Annotated in this window: 13 protein-coding genes and 1 tRNA gene; 1 reads left to right on the top strand and 13 read right to left on the bottom strand. The window is 64.6% G+C overall.

Annotated features, from left to right (window positions below):
- Positions 1–92 precede the first annotated feature (92 nt).
- Positions 93–965, top strand: coding sequence for a phytoene/squalene synthase family protein (locus SPBM01_RS10775; RefSeq protein WP_262504425.1), 873 nt, complete (start codon positions 93–95; stop codon positions 963–965).
- 171 nt (positions 966–1,136) lie between these two features.
- On the opposite strand, the gene SPBM01_RS10770 is transcribed toward SPBM01_RS10775, so the two are convergent.
- The 13 genes from SPBM01_RS10770 to SPBM01_RS10710 form a co-directional block, all read right to left on the bottom strand.
- Complete coding sequence (locus SPBM01_RS10770; protein ID WP_188065476.1) at positions 1,137–2,567, bottom strand: ammonium transporter; 1,431 nt, start codon at positions 2,565–2,567, stop codon at positions 1,137–1,139.
- Between the two features lie 13 nt (positions 2,568–2,580).
- Positions 2,581–2,919 (bottom strand): P-II family nitrogen regulator, encoded by a 339-nt coding sequence (locus SPBM01_RS10765; RefSeq protein WP_037476545.1) that lies wholly within the window; start codon positions 2,917–2,919, stop codon positions 2,581–2,583.
- 159 nt (positions 2,920–3,078) lie between these two features.
- Positions 3,079–3,654, bottom strand: coding sequence for a DUF924 family protein (locus SPBM01_RS10760; protein WP_188065475.1), 576 nt, complete (start codon positions 3,652–3,654; stop codon positions 3,079–3,081).
- A gap of 55 nt (positions 3,655–3,709) precedes the next feature.
- Entirely contained in the window at positions 3,710–5,152 is a 1,443-nt protein-coding gene (gene tldD / locus SPBM01_RS10755; RefSeq protein ID WP_188065474.1) for a metalloprotease TldD, read from the bottom strand.
- 51 nt (positions 5,153–5,203) lie between these two features.
- Positions 5,204–5,431 carry a zinc-finger domain-containing protein gene (locus tag SPBM01_RS10750; RefSeq protein ID WP_188065473.1) on the bottom strand — a complete coding sequence of 76 codons (228 nt, stop codon included), beginning with the start codon at positions 5,429–5,431 and terminating at the stop codon, positions 5,204–5,206.
- A 48-nt stretch (positions 5,432–5,479) separates the two neighbouring features.
- Positions 5,480–5,638, bottom strand: a complete 159-nt coding sequence (locus SPBM01_RS10745; protein WP_188065472.1) for a hypothetical protein — start codon at positions 5,636–5,638, stop codon at positions 5,480–5,482.
- A gap of 55 nt (positions 5,639–5,693) precedes the next feature.
- Positions 5,694–8,477 (bottom strand): glycosyl hydrolase 115 family protein, encoded by a 2,784-nt coding sequence (locus tag SPBM01_RS10740; protein ID WP_262504401.1) that lies wholly within the window; start codon positions 8,475–8,477, stop codon positions 5,694–5,696.
- A 194-nt stretch (positions 8,478–8,671) separates the two neighbouring features.
- Positions 8,672–8,747, bottom strand: a tRNA-Val gene (locus tag SPBM01_RS10735).
- A 60-nt stretch (positions 8,748–8,807) separates the two neighbouring features.
- On the bottom strand, positions 8,808–9,809 hold the full coding sequence (locus SPBM01_RS10730; RefSeq protein WP_262504400.1) for a winged helix DNA-binding protein: 1,002 nt from the start codon (positions 9,807–9,809) through the stop codon (positions 8,808–8,810).
- Positions 9,810–10,044: 235 nt separating this feature from the next.
- The gene (locus SPBM01_RS10725; protein ID WP_188065471.1) at positions 10,045–10,896 is read right to left on the bottom strand and encodes a D-amino-acid transaminase; all 852 of its coding nucleotides are present in this window, start codon (positions 10,894–10,896) and stop codon (positions 10,045–10,047) included.
- Positions 10,897–11,130: 234 nt separating this feature from the next.
- Positions 11,131–12,654 carry an RNA polymerase factor sigma-54 gene (gene rpoN, locus SPBM01_RS10720; protein WP_188065470.1) on the bottom strand — a complete coding sequence of 508 codons (1,524 nt, stop codon included), beginning with the start codon at positions 12,652–12,654 and terminating at the stop codon, positions 11,131–11,133.
- A gap of 156 nt (positions 12,655–12,810) precedes the next feature.
- The gene (gene lptB, locus SPBM01_RS10715) at positions 12,811–13,599 is read right to left on the bottom strand and encodes an LPS export ABC transporter ATP-binding protein (protein WP_188065469.1); all 789 of its coding nucleotides are present in this window, start codon (positions 13,597–13,599) and stop codon (positions 12,811–12,813) included.
- 150 nt (positions 13,600–13,749) lie between these two features.
- Complete coding sequence (locus SPBM01_RS10710; protein WP_262504399.1) at positions 13,750–15,801, bottom strand: tetratricopeptide repeat-containing sulfotransferase family protein; 2,052 nt, start codon at positions 15,799–15,801, stop codon at positions 13,750–13,752.
- Positions 15,802–15,966: the final 165 nt, after the last annotated feature.

Genomic DNA, 15,966 nt, shown 5'->3' with positions numbered 1-15,966 from the left:
GCGAACCGATGACCGATCCTCTCCCCCTCGACCGTCCTGCCCTCGTCGCCCATGCGCGGCAGAGTATAGCGCGCGGGTCGAAATCCTTTGCGATGGCGTCCACCCTGTTCGATCCGCAAACGCGCGAACGGGCGTGGCTGCTCTACGCATGGTGCCGCAAATGCGACGACATTGCCGATGGGCAGGACCATGGCGGCACGCTGACCGGCGTGCAGGACGGACAGGCGCGGCTGTCGACCATCCGTGTGCTGACCGATGCGGCGTTGCGCGGGGAGCCGACCGGCGATCCCGCCTTTGACGGCTTGGGCGTGGTGATCCGCGAATGTGCCATTCCCGCCCGCTATGCCCATGACCTGATCGAAGGGTTTGCGCTGGACGCGCGCGATTGGCGGCCGCGCAGCCAAGACGACATGCTGCGTTACTGCTATCATGTTGCGGGCGCGGTCGGCTGCATGATGGCGGTGCTGATGGGGGTCGATCCGCGCGACGAAGCCACGCTGGACCGGGCCTGCGACCTGGGGCTGGCGTTCCAGCTGGCCAATATCGCCCGCGACATCAGCGAGGATGAGGCAGCGGATCGCTGCTACCTGCCGCAGGAGTGGCTGGCCGAGATGGATATTCCGCCCGGCGAACATATGAAGCCATGGGTGCGCCCACTTCTGGCGCAACTGGGTCAGCGACTGGCGGATATGGCTGCTGCCTATGAGCAGAGCGCGCGCCACGGCACCGGCGCGTTGCCGCCGCGTGCGGCCTGGGCGGTGCTGGCGGCAGCGGGCATCTATGGCGACATCGCCCGCGAAGTGGCGCGCCGGGGCGAAGCGGCCTGGGACCATCGCGTGATAACGCCCAAACGCGACAAGCTGTTATGGGTGGCGCGGGCGGGAAGCCAGGTGATCGGGCGCGCGCGACGCTGGCCCGCCGATGCGCCGCGTGCTTCGGTGCTGTGGACGCGGACGACGGGCTGACCGGCGGCTTTGGCCGATCCGAATTGGGCCTGGCCGGGGCGGCTGACTGATCCTGTCATCATTGCCAAAAAAGAGGGCCGATGCTTTCGCACCGGCCCAAGGCATGTTCGCAGGAGGAACAAGGTGGGGCGGGCGGGCCATGTCCCTTTCGGGCGGCCCGCCCTGCCAATCTTACATATTGTAGGCGCGCTCGCCGTGGCTGGAGAGATCCAGACCCTGCTGCTCGTCTTCCGCGTTCGGACGCAGACCGATGGTCTTGTCGATCACGAAGTAGATCAGCGCACTCAGCACACCGGAGTAGACCAGCGTGAAGAGAACGGCCTTGATCTGGGTCACGACCTGCGTGCTGATCGAGTAGCTGTCGGCGTCGAAGCCTGCGGGGAACACGGTGTAGTCGAACACGCCCTGACCGCCGAGCGACGGGGCGGCAACGATGCCGGTCGCAATCGCGCCGACGATGCCGCCCACGCAATGGACGCCGAACACGTCCAGGCTGTCGTCATAGCCCAGCTTGCCCTTCACGAACGCTACGAAGATGTAGCAGATCGGGGAGACAACGAAGCCCAGCAGGATCGAGGTCATCGGTGCGCCAAGGCCAGCGGCAGGCGTGATGGCGACGAGGCCAGCAACCGCGCCGGTGACAGCGCCCAGCAGCGAAGGCTTGCCATGGTGGAACTGTTCGACCAGCGCCCAGCTGACGGCGGCGGCACAAGTGGCGACCATGGTGTTGATGAAGGCGACGCCAGTGACGGCATTGGCTTCCAGATTGGAACCGGCGTTGAAGCCGAACCAGCCGACCCACAGCAGGCTGGCACCGATCATCGTCATGACGAGCGAGTGCGGCGGCATGGGTTCCTTGGGGAAGCCGATACGCTTGCCGATCATGAGGCAGCCCACCAGGCCAGCGATACCGGCATTGATGTGGACGACAGTGCCGCCAGCGAAGTCGAGTGCGCCCCAACCCCACAGCAGACCGGCATCGGTCGGTGCGTCAGCCAGGAAGTCCGGGCCGGCCCAATACCATACCATGTGCGCCATCGGGAAATAGACGATCGTGAGCCACAGGACCACGAACATGATCAGCGCCGAAAACTTCACGCGCTCGGCAAAGGCACCGACGATGAGGGCAGGCGTAATCATGGCGAAGGTCATCTGGAACACCACGAACACCAGTTCGGGCAGATAGACGTTGTTGCTGAACGTCGCGCCATAGGTCGCGCTGGACACGTTCATCAGGAACGCCTTGTCCAGGCCGCCGACAATGGCGGGGAACGGCGTGCTGGTGGAGGTGAAGGCCATCGAATAGCCCCAGCAGACCCAAACCAGGCCCGCAACCGACACGATCATGAAGACCTGCATCAGCACCGAAAGCATATTCTTGCTGCGCACCAGGCCGCCGTAGAAGAGGGCAAGGCCGGGGATCGACATCATCAGCACGAGCGCGGCGGAGATCAGCATCCAGGCGACGTCGCCCTTGTTGACCATGCCGGCCATGGCAGCGGCGTCGGGCGCCTTGATCGGACCGGCAAGCGCCGGTGACGCGGCGAGCAGGGTCAGGCCGATCGCCCCCGCTACTCCGCAAAGTTTCTTGGAAAAGGTCATTATTTCCCCCTTCTTACAGCGCGGTTTCGCCGGTCTCGCCGGTGCGGATACGCACGGCCTGACCGACATCGAGGACGAAGATCTTGCCATCGCCGATCGCGCCCGAATTGGCGGCTGCCTGCGTCGCTTCCACGACACGCGGCGCAAGGTCGTCGTCGCAGACAACCTCGACCTTGATCTTGGGAACCATGTTCGTCGAATATTCGGCGCCCCGGTAGATTTCGGTCTGCCCTTTTTGGCGGCCAAAGCCCTTAACTTCGCTGACCGTCATACCTGCGATGCCGAGCGAGGAGAGTGCCTCGCGGACATCGTCAAGCTTGAACGGCTTGATGATAGCCATGACAAGTTTCATGTCGCCCCCTGTTACTGGTGTGCGGGGGCATACTTAGCAAGAGGCGTGCCAATTTGTTAAACGCGGGTTAACAGGGGCTTTAGGCGCGACGGCATGTGATGCGCCGCCAAAAAAATGGGCAATGCGGCATGGATGCTTAAAAAAGAGGCAGCGCGCGTCCTACCAGTCGGCACCTTCTGCAACCGCTGCGGCTTCTTGGGGCAAGGTGTCACGGCCGAGCGCTATGTTACGGTGGGGAAAACGACCAAATCGCGCGATGGTTGCATGATGCTGGCGCGCGAAATCTAGCGATCGGGCGTCGCCCGCGCCCTCGAACAGCGTCAGCGCCATATCCTGGTCCGCGATCGTCTCGCTGTGCATGAACGGCATGTAGAAGAACAGGCGACCCGCGCCGCCAATCTGGATGTCATAGCCCAGCGCGATGGCCCCGCGTGCGATATCGCGGGCCAGCGGATCAGTGGCGAAGGCGTGAGCGGTGCCGCGAAACATGTTGCGGGGCAACTGGTCGAACAGCAGCACGGCGGCCAGCGCATCGTCTGCCCGGTCCAGAAAAGCCTCTGCGCCAAATTGCTGCTTATCCGTCCAGAGCGGCTCGAACCGTGCGCTGCATTGGCGGTCGAGCGCAGGATCATGGCTGTACCAACCCGCTTCCCCGACCTGATTGAACCAGAAATCGAGCAGGGCGGCGGCCCAGTCGGCAGTTACGGCATCATGGCTGTCGGTCAGCATGTTCATATGACCCATACGGACGAACTGCGCGCGCGGTTCCGCAACCCGTAGCGGCAAAGGCTCAGGTCGCCGTACCGCCGATAGTCAGCCCTTCCATCAACAGCGTCGGCTGGCCGACACCCGCCGGAACGCTTTGTCCGCCCTTGCCGCACATGCCGACGCCTTCGTCCAGCGCCCAGTCATTGCCGATGCCGACCACCTTGGTCAGCGCAGTGGGACCATCGCCGATCAGGGTCGCGCCCTTGATCGGATCGCCCAGCTTGCCATTCACGACCTTATAGGCCTCGGTGCAGGAAAAGACGAACTTGCCCGACACGATGTCGACCTGCCCACCGCCAAAGCTCTTGGCGAAGATGCCAGACTTCATGCGCGACAGCAATTCTTCGGGGTCATCGTTTCCGCCCCGGATGAAGGTGTTGGTCATGCGTGGCATGGGGCCATGGGCATAGCTTTCCCGCCTGCCATTGCCGGTGGGTTCGACGCCCATCAATCGGGCGTTGAGCCGGTCCTGCATATAGGATTTCAAGATGCCATCCTCGATCAGGATATTTTCGCGCGTTGGCGTGCCTTCATCATCGATGGAGAGCGATCCGCGACGATTGGCAATTGCGCCATCGTCCACCACGGTTACGCCCGGCGCTGCGACCCGCTGGCCGATGCGGCCGGAAAAGGCGCTGGTGCCCTTGCGGTTGAAATCGCCTTCCAGCCCGTGGCCGATCGCCTCATGCACCAGCACGCCGGGCCAGCCGGGACCAAGCAGGACGGTCATTTCGCCCGCAGGGGCAGCGACCGAGCACAGGTTGACGCGCGCCTGCGCCAGCGCTTCGTCGATGGCCCGGTTCCAAACGGCCGGGTCCATCACTTCGTCATAGAGATAACGGCCGCCAATGCCGAAGCTGCCAGTTTCGCGGCGGCCATTTTCTTCGAGGATGAGCGAGACGTTCAGGCGCACCAGCGGGCGGATGTCCGTCGCGGTAAAGCCGTCGGCGCGGACGATTTCGACCACCGACCAACTGCCCGCCAGTCCGACCGACACTTGTGCGACGCGCGGGTCGCGGGCGCGGGCGGCCGCGTCGATCGCGGCGCACAGCGTCACCTTCTCGGCGAAGGGGACGATCTCCAGCGGATTGACGTCGGTATAGAGGTGGCGATTGGTGCGCTGGGGCGGGGGAGCGGGCGGCGCAGCCGCCGGGTCGAGCAGGCTCAGCGTCTGCGCGGCCTTACGAATCGCCGCTTCGCTGATGTCGTTGGCATGGGCAAAGCCAGTCATTTCGCCCGACACGCCGCGCAGGCCAAAGCCCGCATCGGTGGAATAATCGGCGGTTTTCAGCCGCCCGTCGTCAAAGCCGAAACTCTCACTGGCGCGATATTGCAGATAGAGTTCGCCATCGTCGCAGCCTTTCAGCGCATCGGCGGTCAGGCGGCGCGCGCCATCGGGATCGAGCAGGCCGGGCCGATAGAGCAGGCCACGGGCGTCGGTAAATTGTGCGGAAAGATCGTTCATGCCACCCGATATAGGAGCGGCATGACGCAGGCCCAATCAAAAAATGCGTTTTTAGAGGCTGGCACCCGAAGCGACGTCCGGCCCGCTGGCTGCACCGGGCGTATCGGCCGCGCCACCGATCAAAATGAAGCGCCGGTCGCAATAGCCGCAATCGACATAGCCATGCTCGTCAATTTCCAGAAAGACGCGCGGATGGCCCAGGGCGGCGGGAATATCGCCCGACCCGTCGCAGGAAACGCGGGACTTGGGCGTGCGGACTGTTTCGGGCGGCTGGATCATGCTGCGCGAATTAGCAGCGGGAGCGCCGCACCGCAATATGCGCTTTGGCTACATCAACGGCAGTTGCGGCGCTTTGCACGCTTTGCCCTGCATTGCCTTTGCCGCCGGACGCCCGTCGGTGCAGTCCTTCGCCGCCAGCACTGCGAGCGGTGAGAGCATCAACAGGACAGGCACGGTCGTGCCGCCAAGAAGGGCTGTCAGGTTCATGATCGGCAAGATGGCGCACCGATGCTTGCTGCGCGATGAACGTTACGGGTACGGATCAGCGTAGCGGTGGCGCGCCATACAGGTCGGGTGCGCCGTCGAGGCGAATGTCGATCCGGTCGAGCAGGAAGCCTGGGTCGAGGGCATGGATTTTGAGGCGATGGTGGCCGCTGGCCAGTTGCGGGACGGCGATCATGCGCTGTGCCATATTGCTCAGGACATTGGCTTTCCATTCGCTGCTGCGGCCATGGGTTTCGAAATCGACGATCTGGAGCGGCGCATCGTCCAGTTGAATGGCGATGCGCAAATGGTGGGCGGATGTCAGCGGATGGACCGGGAGGGCGACGATGCGCAGTTGCGCGTCGGTCGTGTCCTTTGTCTGAAAGGCGTAGGTGAGCGGGGCGGTGCCTTCGGCGCTGGCGCGTGAGGGGAGGGCGAGTCGGGCGCGCATTGCGACCTGGCGTGATCCCAGACCGTCGATGCGTTCCCAATCCGAGCTGGTCGCGTTGGCGGCGGTGAGGGAGAGGGTGCGGTCGATCTCCACCGGGGTGGCGTCGTCGGTTGCGGGGATCAGCCGGCCGCTGACGGAGAAAGCCTTGCCGCCGCAGGTCAGCGTGCCGAAATTGACCGATGACGCGCCGTCATAGCGAACCGGGATGCGCTGCTGATAGCCATGAGCCGGATCAAGGCGGCCCGACAGGGTGGCGGGATTGATTCCGTGCTGGCCCGACCATTGCCATGGCGCGGCGTCGCCCCAGCTATGGACGGTAAGGACATGGTCGGCCTTGCGCCCCGCGACGAAGCGGATGTCGGACGCATCGACCGCGCAGCCGGGACGATAGGGGGCGTCGGTCATCGGGAAGGCGGGGCGGGCAAAGACCGGCAGGTTGCGCGGGGCCATGTCCATCATGCCGCGCCACTTGCCGCCGCGCTGGTCATTATAGGCGGCGGTGTCCGCGACGATGCGGTCATGGGCGGCCTGTGCTTCGCGCGACAGGCTGTTGGCGTCGGGTCGCCCCTGCCGTGCGTGGAGGGCAGCCAGATCCAGCTTGAGATTGCGTTCGTTCAGGGCGGCTGCACCCCGCACCGGATAGAGGACCAGCTGGAAAAAAGCATCCTTGCGATCGGCCGGAATCCTCGCCGCCAACGCTTCTGCATGGACAGCGAGATGGACATAGCGATCGATTCTTTTCTGTGCTTCCTGCCCGCCGGTGCGGACATAGTCGCCGATGGCGATCGGCGTGGTCGGCTCGACCTGGCTGAAGCCCATAAATTCGGGGCGACGTTCGAAGGCCAGATCGTAATATTCCGTCATTATGTCGGCAATTTCCGATGCTTGCCTGACATCAAACTGTCGTGCTGCCCATGCCTCCAGATGCTGGCGCGCGGTCGGTGCGGCTGCGCCATGGTCGAAGGCGAGATCGAGGAAATATTGGGTGAGATATTCGGCCGGTTTGATGTCGCCGACATTGACCATCCAGAGGCGGCGGGTGTCCATTTGCCACGCCCGGTCCAGCTGTTCGCGGATCAGCGCGGGATGGGTGGTACCGAGCCAGAGATAGTCGTGCGGACGACCCCAGTAGGAGATGTGGTAATAGAGGCCCGACCCGCCGCTGCGCGTCTGTTCCGGGGCTGTGGGCAACTGGCTGATATAGCCATAATTATCCTCCGGCCAGACGAGCGTGATGTCGTCCGGCACTTTCAGGCCCAGCCCGTAATGGTCCAGCACTTCCTTGTAGAGCGTGAGCGCTTGCGGCACTTGCATGGGTGCTTTGGTTTGCGCGGTGGCGAGCAGGTCGCGCTGGATCGCGATGGCTTGTGCCAGTGCGTCGCGGGCGGCCAGCGGCGTGGCGGCCCCCTCCATTTCCGAATCATGCTTGCCGCGCAGGCCGACCGAATAGAGATTGTCGTAAGGCTTCACATCCTCGACGCGGTCACGCCAGTAATCGATCATCGCCTTGCGGTTGGTGAAGAAGTTGAAGTCGCCCCGCGCCCTGTCATCCCATTCGCGCACATTGTTGCGCATCATCGGTTCGGCGTGGGATGTGCCGACGATGATGGCATGGTCCTGCGCCGCCTGCGCATTGCCGAGAATCTGGTAGAAGGGTTTGGTGCTGTCGTGCATGGCGGGCCAGATCAGATTGGCCTTGAGCCGCCACATCAGTTCGAAGATGCGGGCGTAGCTTTTGGGTCCGATGTCGCCGGTTTCCGGCTCGAATGTCTTGGCGGCCCAGGGTTGCAGCCCCCAATCCTCATCGTTCAGGAAGATACCACGATAGCGAACCGAAGGAGCGGCGGACAGGCGATAGCGGCCATCGACGCGCAGCCGATCGACCCGGCGGGGCGTGACGTCGGCCCACCATTTCCAGGCAGATATGCCCATGTCGCGGGTCAGGTCGATCATGCCCCATATGGTGCCGCGCGGGTCGGATCCGGCGATCACGAGATAGCGGCGCGAAGGCTGGCTGCGTGAGGGGAGGGCGACGCGGATATGGCGTTCCCACTGGCCATCGAGCGAAGCGAGGTCCAGCCCGGTATCCCGCGCAACGGCGTCGATCAGCGGCGATCCGCGCTGGCCGATGACGATGCACAGCGCGGCGCAACCGCGCAGGGCGGTGGACTGGCGCGGGGTCTGGCCAGTGAGCGCGCGCAGGTCGCCCGCCAGCATGTCCGCCGCCAGCGTCAGGGGGCGGTCAGCATCATGGATGACGCTGGCGACCTGTCGCCCGTCGAACAGCAGCAGGTCGTTCGCTTTTGCCGGCATGGCAAGCGCAGTGAAACAGAGGGCGAATGCGCGGATCAACATGGGCCAGCGCTCGGACGAGGCGCAGTGCATCGGCATCCCTTCTCCTGCGCGAACCATCATGAGTGGATTCGCTGGGGCAGGGTAAGGGAAGCGTGGATATGGTTCAATGTGGAATATGGTTCCACATTATGGAGTTATGGCATCGGTCAGGCGCGCGGGTGCTGCGGGCTGGTATGTTTGGCGCGTGTAGCGGGCTTTCCTGAACGTGCGGGCCGGTGCGGCTGGGGGGATGGTGGGCGATGACGGGCTCGAACCGCCGACATTCTCGGTGTAAACGAGACGCTCTACCAACTGAGCTAATCGCCCCCTTGCGTTCAGGGTGCGCGCCTATTGCGGAAAAATGGCGCTGCGGTCAAGCCATCGCGATCATAGACTGATCAAGCGACGGCTGGCCCCGAACCAGCGGACCATGGCTTCTGCCGCGTCATGGGCCAGCGCGATGAAGATGCGGCGGCCGTCATGCGGGTCGGCCTGCCGTTCGACCAGCCCCTTGTCCGTCAGTGTATGAATCCAGCGCAGGGCGGTGGTGGGCGGCACGGCAGCGGCGATGCAGAGGCTGGAGACGGACACCCGTTCCTGTTCCAGCCGGGCGGCCAGCAGGTCGAGCAGCATGTCCCAGGCGGGATCGGCAAACAGCTCGCCGGGCAGGAAATCGGCACGGATGCGGCGGGCGCGCAGCAGGTCGCGTACCTGCGCCGCGCTGATCGGTGCGCTGTCCGCACGGGTGGGTTCAGCACCCATCGGGACCAAGGCGGGCATCCCGATATAGTCGCTGGGCCGGTCGGATATGCGGGTGCCAAGATCGAAGCTGGGCGTGGCGGCGTGTGCGCGCTGAGTCAGGGCGTCGAGCGTGCGGGCGAGGCGGCTGACTTCCTCGCTCAACTGCTGGAGCCGGGCGCTTTCACGATCGACTTCATGGACCTGGCCGGGGGCGGGGCGGCGTTCGCCCGCCGCCACCAGCGCGGCGGCCAGTTCGGTCCGGTCGGGCGCGCAGAGCAATTGGGTGGCCGGACCGCGCAGGCAGGCAAAGGCCAGGTCCACCGTGTCCCATCCCGCAACCAGAATGACGGCCATGCCGGTCTGGATCGCCTGCGTTTCCACCTGCACCAGCAACCGTTCGAGCAGGGGCGTCATGACGGGGCAGAATAGCAGCAGCGTGTCGCATTGAACCTGCGTATCCAGCCGCTCCATCGCCGTGTGCAGGTCAGTCACGCCCAGCAGGCGCAGGCTGGCCGCATCGGCCACCGGGCGCAATTCCGCCACGTCGATCTGATCCGCCACGACCAGCAGGCTGGCGCGGTCGTCGCGCGTGCCGATCGGTTGCTGGCTGGTTTCGGCAGGCAGGCTGTAGGAAAAATCGTCCATCATCGGCTCCGAATCCCGTTCTATCTTCGTTCCTGAGACTAAAGCAAGAACGGATCGGTTCCTGCCTATCAAGAACCGTTTTGGGGATAAATTGGATGAGCATGGCGCGATCATGGTCCTTTCGCGCCTTTGCCGGTCCATTTTCCCTCCACCTTGCCACCGGAACGGGGGCAGGCGGCAGGAAATTTCCTGTGGTCTGGCGGGGTATCGGCCAGTCTCGCCATTATGGAGACAATTGTCAGACGGAGGTCGCCCGCGCGAAAGCGATGTAGAGCGCACGCAGCCGCATCGCGACCGGGCCGGGCGTGCCATCGCCAATCGGCTGCCCGTCGATCCGCACCACCGACTGGCACAGGGTCGAGGCGCTGGTGATGAACGCTTCCTGCGCAGCAAGTGCCTCTGCAACGGTGAAGGGGCGGCGGACGACGGCAAGGCCCATTTCCTGCGCCAGCGCGGTCAGCGCCGCGCCGGTGCAGCCCGCCAGCACGGCATTGCTGTAAGGGCGCGTCACGATGCCTTCTTGCGCGACGATGAAGGCAGTGGAGGAGGCACCTTCGGTGACGAAGCCATCCTCGACCATCCAGGCTTCCTGCGCGCCCGCGTCGCGTGCCGCCTGCTTGGCCATGGCCTGCGCCAGAAGTCCGGTGCTTTTGATGTCACGCCGCGCCCAGCGCAGGTCGGGCATGGTCGCCACCGCAATGCCGGTGCGCACGGCAGGCGTGTCGAGGAACGGCTTGTCCTGCGTGAACAGGAACAGGGTCGGTTGCAGGGCGGGTCCGGGCAGGAAGTCGCGGCTGGTATCCGCGCCGCGCGTCAGCTGGAGATAGACGAGGCCTTCGTTAAGGCCATTGTCGGCGATCAACCGTTTCTGCACTGCTTCGATCGCGTCGTCGGGCAGGGGAACCGCAATGCCGAGCGCAGCAGCGGAGCGGCGCAGGCGCGTGAGGTGGCTGGCGCTGTCGACCAGCTTGCCATAGATGACGGCCGCGACTTCATAAATGCCGTCGGCGAACAGGAAACCCCGGTCCAGCGGCGAAATCCGCGCCTGATCGAGGGGGAGGAAGGCACCGTTCAGATAGGCGATCGACATGGGTTGGAGCAGTCCTTGGGCCAGGATGTGTCGCCTGCTTTTGCCCGTTGGCGGGACGGGGTCAAGCGGCTTGGGAAGCACGGAACTTTACAAAGGTCGCCCATATCGGATTTGGAAGTTTTGGACGAAGTTTCGGGGACCGGCGCCGGGCCGGGGATGGATGAGCGGTCAATGGGGAAGAAACAGGCGCGATTGTGGTCAAAGGGCAATAGGTAGGACAGAGGGGCAGCTGAACTAAGCCGCTTTCCCCTTCAGCGCCTTTTGCCGTCGTCTCTGCACCGACGAGCCTATCCCAAGTGCCTCGCGATATTTGGCGACGGTGCGCCTTGCTATGTCCATGCCCTTGGCGCGGAGCAGGTCGACCAGCGTGTCGTCGGACAGGATGGCATGGGGTTCTTCGGCAGCGATCAATGCCTTGATGTGGCTTTTGACCGCTTCGGCCGAGACGGAGCCGTCGCCTTGCGCGTTCGATATGCCGCTGGTGAAGAAATATTTGAGTTCATATTGGCCGCGCGGGCAAGAGAGATATTTGTTGGAGGTTACGCGGCTGACCGTGGATTCGTGCATTTCGATCGCGTCGGCCACGGCTTTGAGGGTCAGCGGTTTCAGATGCGCCACGCCCTTGTGGAAGAAATCTTCCTGTTGGCGCACGATTTCGCTGGCGACCTTGATGATCGTGCGTTGCCGCTGGTCGAGTGCTTTTACCAGCCAGTTGGCGCTGGCGAGGCAGTCGGCGAGCCATGCCTTGGCCGCCTTGTCCTGTGGGCCGCTGGCCAGTTCGACATAATAGGTGCGGTTGACGAGGACGCGGGGCAAAGTGGCGCTATTGACCTCTATGCTCCACCCGTCGCGGGTGGCGCGCACGAACAGGTCGGGGGTGACGGGCGCGGCGCGATCGCTGGAAAATTGCAGGCCGGGCTTGGGATCGTAACTGCGCAGTTCGGCGATCATGTCGGCCAGATCCTCCTCATCCACGGCGCAGATGCGGCGCAGTTGCGGCAGTGCGCCCTTGGCCAGCAGGTCCAGATTGGCTAGCAGGCGAGCGATGCAGGGGTCGTAGCGGTTGGCTTCCTTCGCTTGCAGGGTAAGACATTCGGCCAGGGTGCGCGCGCCGATGCCGGTGGGGTCGAATGTGTGGATGACGCCCAGCACCCGTTCGACGTCACATAGCGGCAGGCCCAGCGCATGGGCCGTAGCAAGCAGGTTCGCCTCCAGATAGCCCGCTTCGCTGATCTGGCCGATCAGTTGCGCCGCGACGATCAGGTCGATGCCGGACAAGGCGGCGCGCGCCTGATCCATCAGATGTTCCTGAAGGCTGGCGTCGGGCGCGGCGAAACTGTCGAAGTCGGGCGCGTCGTCGGCATAGCTGCTGCTGGCCATGTCGGACCCGCTGCCGGAGCCGGTTCCCGGTCCGCTGGCCATGCGGTCGGCCGGGCCATCGTCGATGAAGGTCGCGGCGCCATGATCGACATCGAGCGGGCTGTCGGTGCCGCCCAGCCCCTGCGCGATCAGATCGTCGCTTGCGCCGGTTTCGGCGGCCAGTGTCGGGCGTTCGACATCGCGGTCGATGCCGTCGGGCGCGGGCGCGGAATCGTCAGGACCGCCATGGTCGAGCAGCGGGTTTTTTTCCAGCTCGCCCGCGACGAACGCCTCGATCTCAAGGTTGGAGAGCGCCAGCAGCTTGATGGCCTGCTGAAGCTGCGGCGTCATCACCAGCGACTGGCTTTGACGAATGTCGAGGCGTGGACCGAGCGCCATCAGAGGATGGGCTTTTTGGCGAAATGCGCGAAAGAGCGCATTTCGGGACCGCACCGGTCCACACCCCCACCCGGCCGCCCACAGAATATCCTGAATGGATGGCCGGGCGGGGATGCGGGCCGGTGCGGCATGAAAAGACTCTGCCCCCGCATCATGTCAAAGCGAGAAATTCTCGCCCAGATAGAGGCGGCGCACTTCGGCATTGGCGACCAGTTCGGTCGGGCTGCCGGCAAACAGCATCTGGCCGCCATAGATGATGCAGGCGCGATCAACGATTTCGAGCGTTTCGCGGACATTATGGTCCGTGATGAGGACGCCGATGCCGCGTGTCTTGAGATCCTTCACCAGATCGCGAATGTCGGCGATGGAGAGCGGGTCGATGCCCGCGAACGGTTCGTCCAGCAGCACGATGGACGGGTTGGCGGCGAGCGCACGGGCGATTTCGCAGCGACGGCGTTCGCCGCCCGACAGCGCCATCGCGGCGGAATCGCGCAGGCGGGTCAGGCCAAATTCGCCCAGCAACTGTTCGAGGCGCGCGGCGCGGGCCGCCTTGTCCGGTTCGGCCAGTTCCAGCACCGCACTGATATTCTGCGCCACGGTAAGGCCGCGAAAGATGGAGGTTTCCTGCGGCAGATAGCCCAGACCCAATATCGCGCGGCGATACATGGGCAGGCCGGTAATATCCTGACCGTCCAAAATGATGCGGCCGCGATCGGGACGGACCAGGCCCATGACCGAATAGAAGCAGGTCGTCTTGCCCGCGCCATTGGGACCGAGCAGGCCGACGACTTCGCCCTTGCCCACGGTCAGCGATACGTCGGACAGGACGACACGCTTGTCATAGCTTTTGGCGATGGAAATGACCGACAGTCCTTCGCCCACTTCCTGCGGGGCGAGGGGGTGGGCCGACTGGTGGGGCCGTTCCTGGGTCGTTACGTCGTGCATCGCTCGCATCCTTGCCGCCGGATGGTTGGGCGCGGGGTGCAATTCACCCGCCCGGCGACAGTTGGCAAGCTTTGTGCATGACATTGCCGCCGGGGCAAGGGAAAATTGGCAGCCTGTGGCGGGAGCGTGGCGCTGGCACGGCGGGCGGGGTCAGGAAAGCGCGGATTTGGGCGGATATTCGGTAATGAGCGGACCCAGCGCCTGTTCGAGCGGGCCGAGCCATGGGGCAAAATGCTTCCAGTAATCGACCCCGTCGGTGAAGATCGGCTGGCGCACCTGTTCGGAACTGGCGGTGCGGACGGCGCGGTTGTTGGTCCAGAAGGCAAGGCAGCCATCCTCGAACGGCAGGCGCAGATAGTCGAGCAGGCGCGCGACTTCGCCCGGCGTGTCGGCGACCATTTGTTCGTAGATGACGCGATGGACATGGCCGGGGGCTGCGGCGTCGAATGCGGCCATCAGCGCGGCATAGTCACGATAATAGCGGGCGATGTCGTCAAGATCGTAGCTGAACGCCTGCCCGCGCGCGAAATGCTGTTTCCAGCCCGAAAAGCAGCAGGCCATCGGATGGCGGCGCGCGTCGATGATGCGGGCATTGGGCAGGATCAGCCGGATCAGGCCGACATGCTGCCAGTTGTTGGGCATCTTGTCGATGAAGTGGGGTGTGTCGGCATGGCGGTGGACGCGGGTGCGATCGACATATTCCTCACCCAGGCGCGTGCGGTCGGCGGGGGTCAGCGACGCGATCATGGTCGCGAAATCGGGAAATTCGCCGTCGTCGACCCGTGAAGCCAGGCGGCTGGCGATCATCATCATGTCGGGCAGTTCCATCGTCCCTTCCACATGGCTGTGGCTGGACAGAATCTGTTCCACCAGCGTCGAGCCGGATCGGGGCAGGCCGACGATGAAGATCGGGTCGGGCGCGGGGCAGCCGCCTGCGCCCTGCCGCGCGATGAAGGCGCTGGTGAAGCAGGTGCGCGTGGCGGCGACTTCGGCGGAAAATTCGGCGGCGTCGTGGCGGATCATCGTGCGGCGGATGCGGTTGCCGCGATCATAATGGCGGAAGGCCGCTGCATGATCGTGCGCATCTTCCAGCGCCTTGCCCAGCGAGAAATGGAGGTGGAAGATATCCTCCTGCCGTTCGGCCGGGTCGCTATCCAGCGTAGCGAGCGCGCCGCGCATGGCCGCAACGTCGGCCGCGTCCAGCCTGACGGTCTTGAGGTTGGCGAGGCTCCACCAGGCTTCGCCCATGGCCGGTTGATGGGACACGGCCTGGCGATAGGCGTGGACGGCGTCGGCCTGCTGCCCCAGCGTCTTGAGCGCGTGGCCCAGATTCTGCCAGACCTGCGGCTGTTCGGGCTTTTGCGCCAGCAGGTGCCGATAGATGGCGCAGGCACCGTCCTGATCGCCCAGCCGCACCAGCACCGACGCGCGGATCAGGTCGTAACCGGGGTTTTTGAGCGGGGAGGTGGCGAGAATGTCGGCATGGACCAGCGCATCGGCCAGCCGGTTATTCTGAAGCAGCAGGCGGATGAGGAAGTCGCGGGCAAGGTCGAAGCCGGGGGCGACATCGACCGCACGTTCGACCAGCGCCAGCGCCCGCACCATGTCGCCGCGCCGCCAATGGACTTCGCCCAGCAGCCGGATCGTCGAAGGATCGTCGGGCAGGCGCGCGAGCCGGGCGTCCAGCATCGCTTCTGCGGCGTCGAGCCGGTCGTCGTGCATCGCCATCGCCGCGTCGAGCAGGTCGCGGTCGCGCGCGGCGGCATGGACGCCCGACAGGTCGGCCCGCCATGCGTCGTCCGTCCGCCCGGCCCGGCGCAACAGGCTGGCCATCAGGAACCATCCGCCCGACACGCCCGGTTGCTGCCGGGTCAGGCGATCGAGCGCGGCCAGCGCCTGGTCGACATTGCCCGCATCGCGTGCGGCCTGCGCCAGTTCCCACAGGATCGCCGGCACGCGCGGGTGGCGCAGGGAGAGCGCGGCGAGCTGGTCGCGTGCGGCCCTGGGCTGGCCCATGCGCCGCAACGCCTGCGCGACGAGCAGTTCGGCAGGGGGGAGGCCGGGCATCTTTTCAAGAATGGCCTGTGCCTGCGCCAGCGCGGCGTCGGGCTGTGCGTCCAATATCGCTGTCGCGCGGGCCAGCGCCTCCTCCGCAGGAACGGGGCGGGTCGACATGCCGGCATTGCCCGAAACAGTGTCCATGAAAAGTCCTGCGCTTTTTTCCGTGCTGCACAATGAACCGGATTGCGCAGCTGCGCAATCCGTCGGCAACATCCTGTCACAGACATGCAACTATGCTGTTGACTCCTGCAATCGTTACAGCATTATCAAACTTGGACAAGCGTCCCGTAATGGCGAAAGTCCAAG

It is taken from the genome of Sphingobium sp. KCTC 72723 (genome assembly GCF_014280435.1).
GTDB lineage: Bacteria > Pseudomonadota > Alphaproteobacteria > Sphingomonadales > Sphingomonadaceae > Sphingobium.
This window is presented reverse-complemented; position numbering and strand designations above follow the sequence as displayed.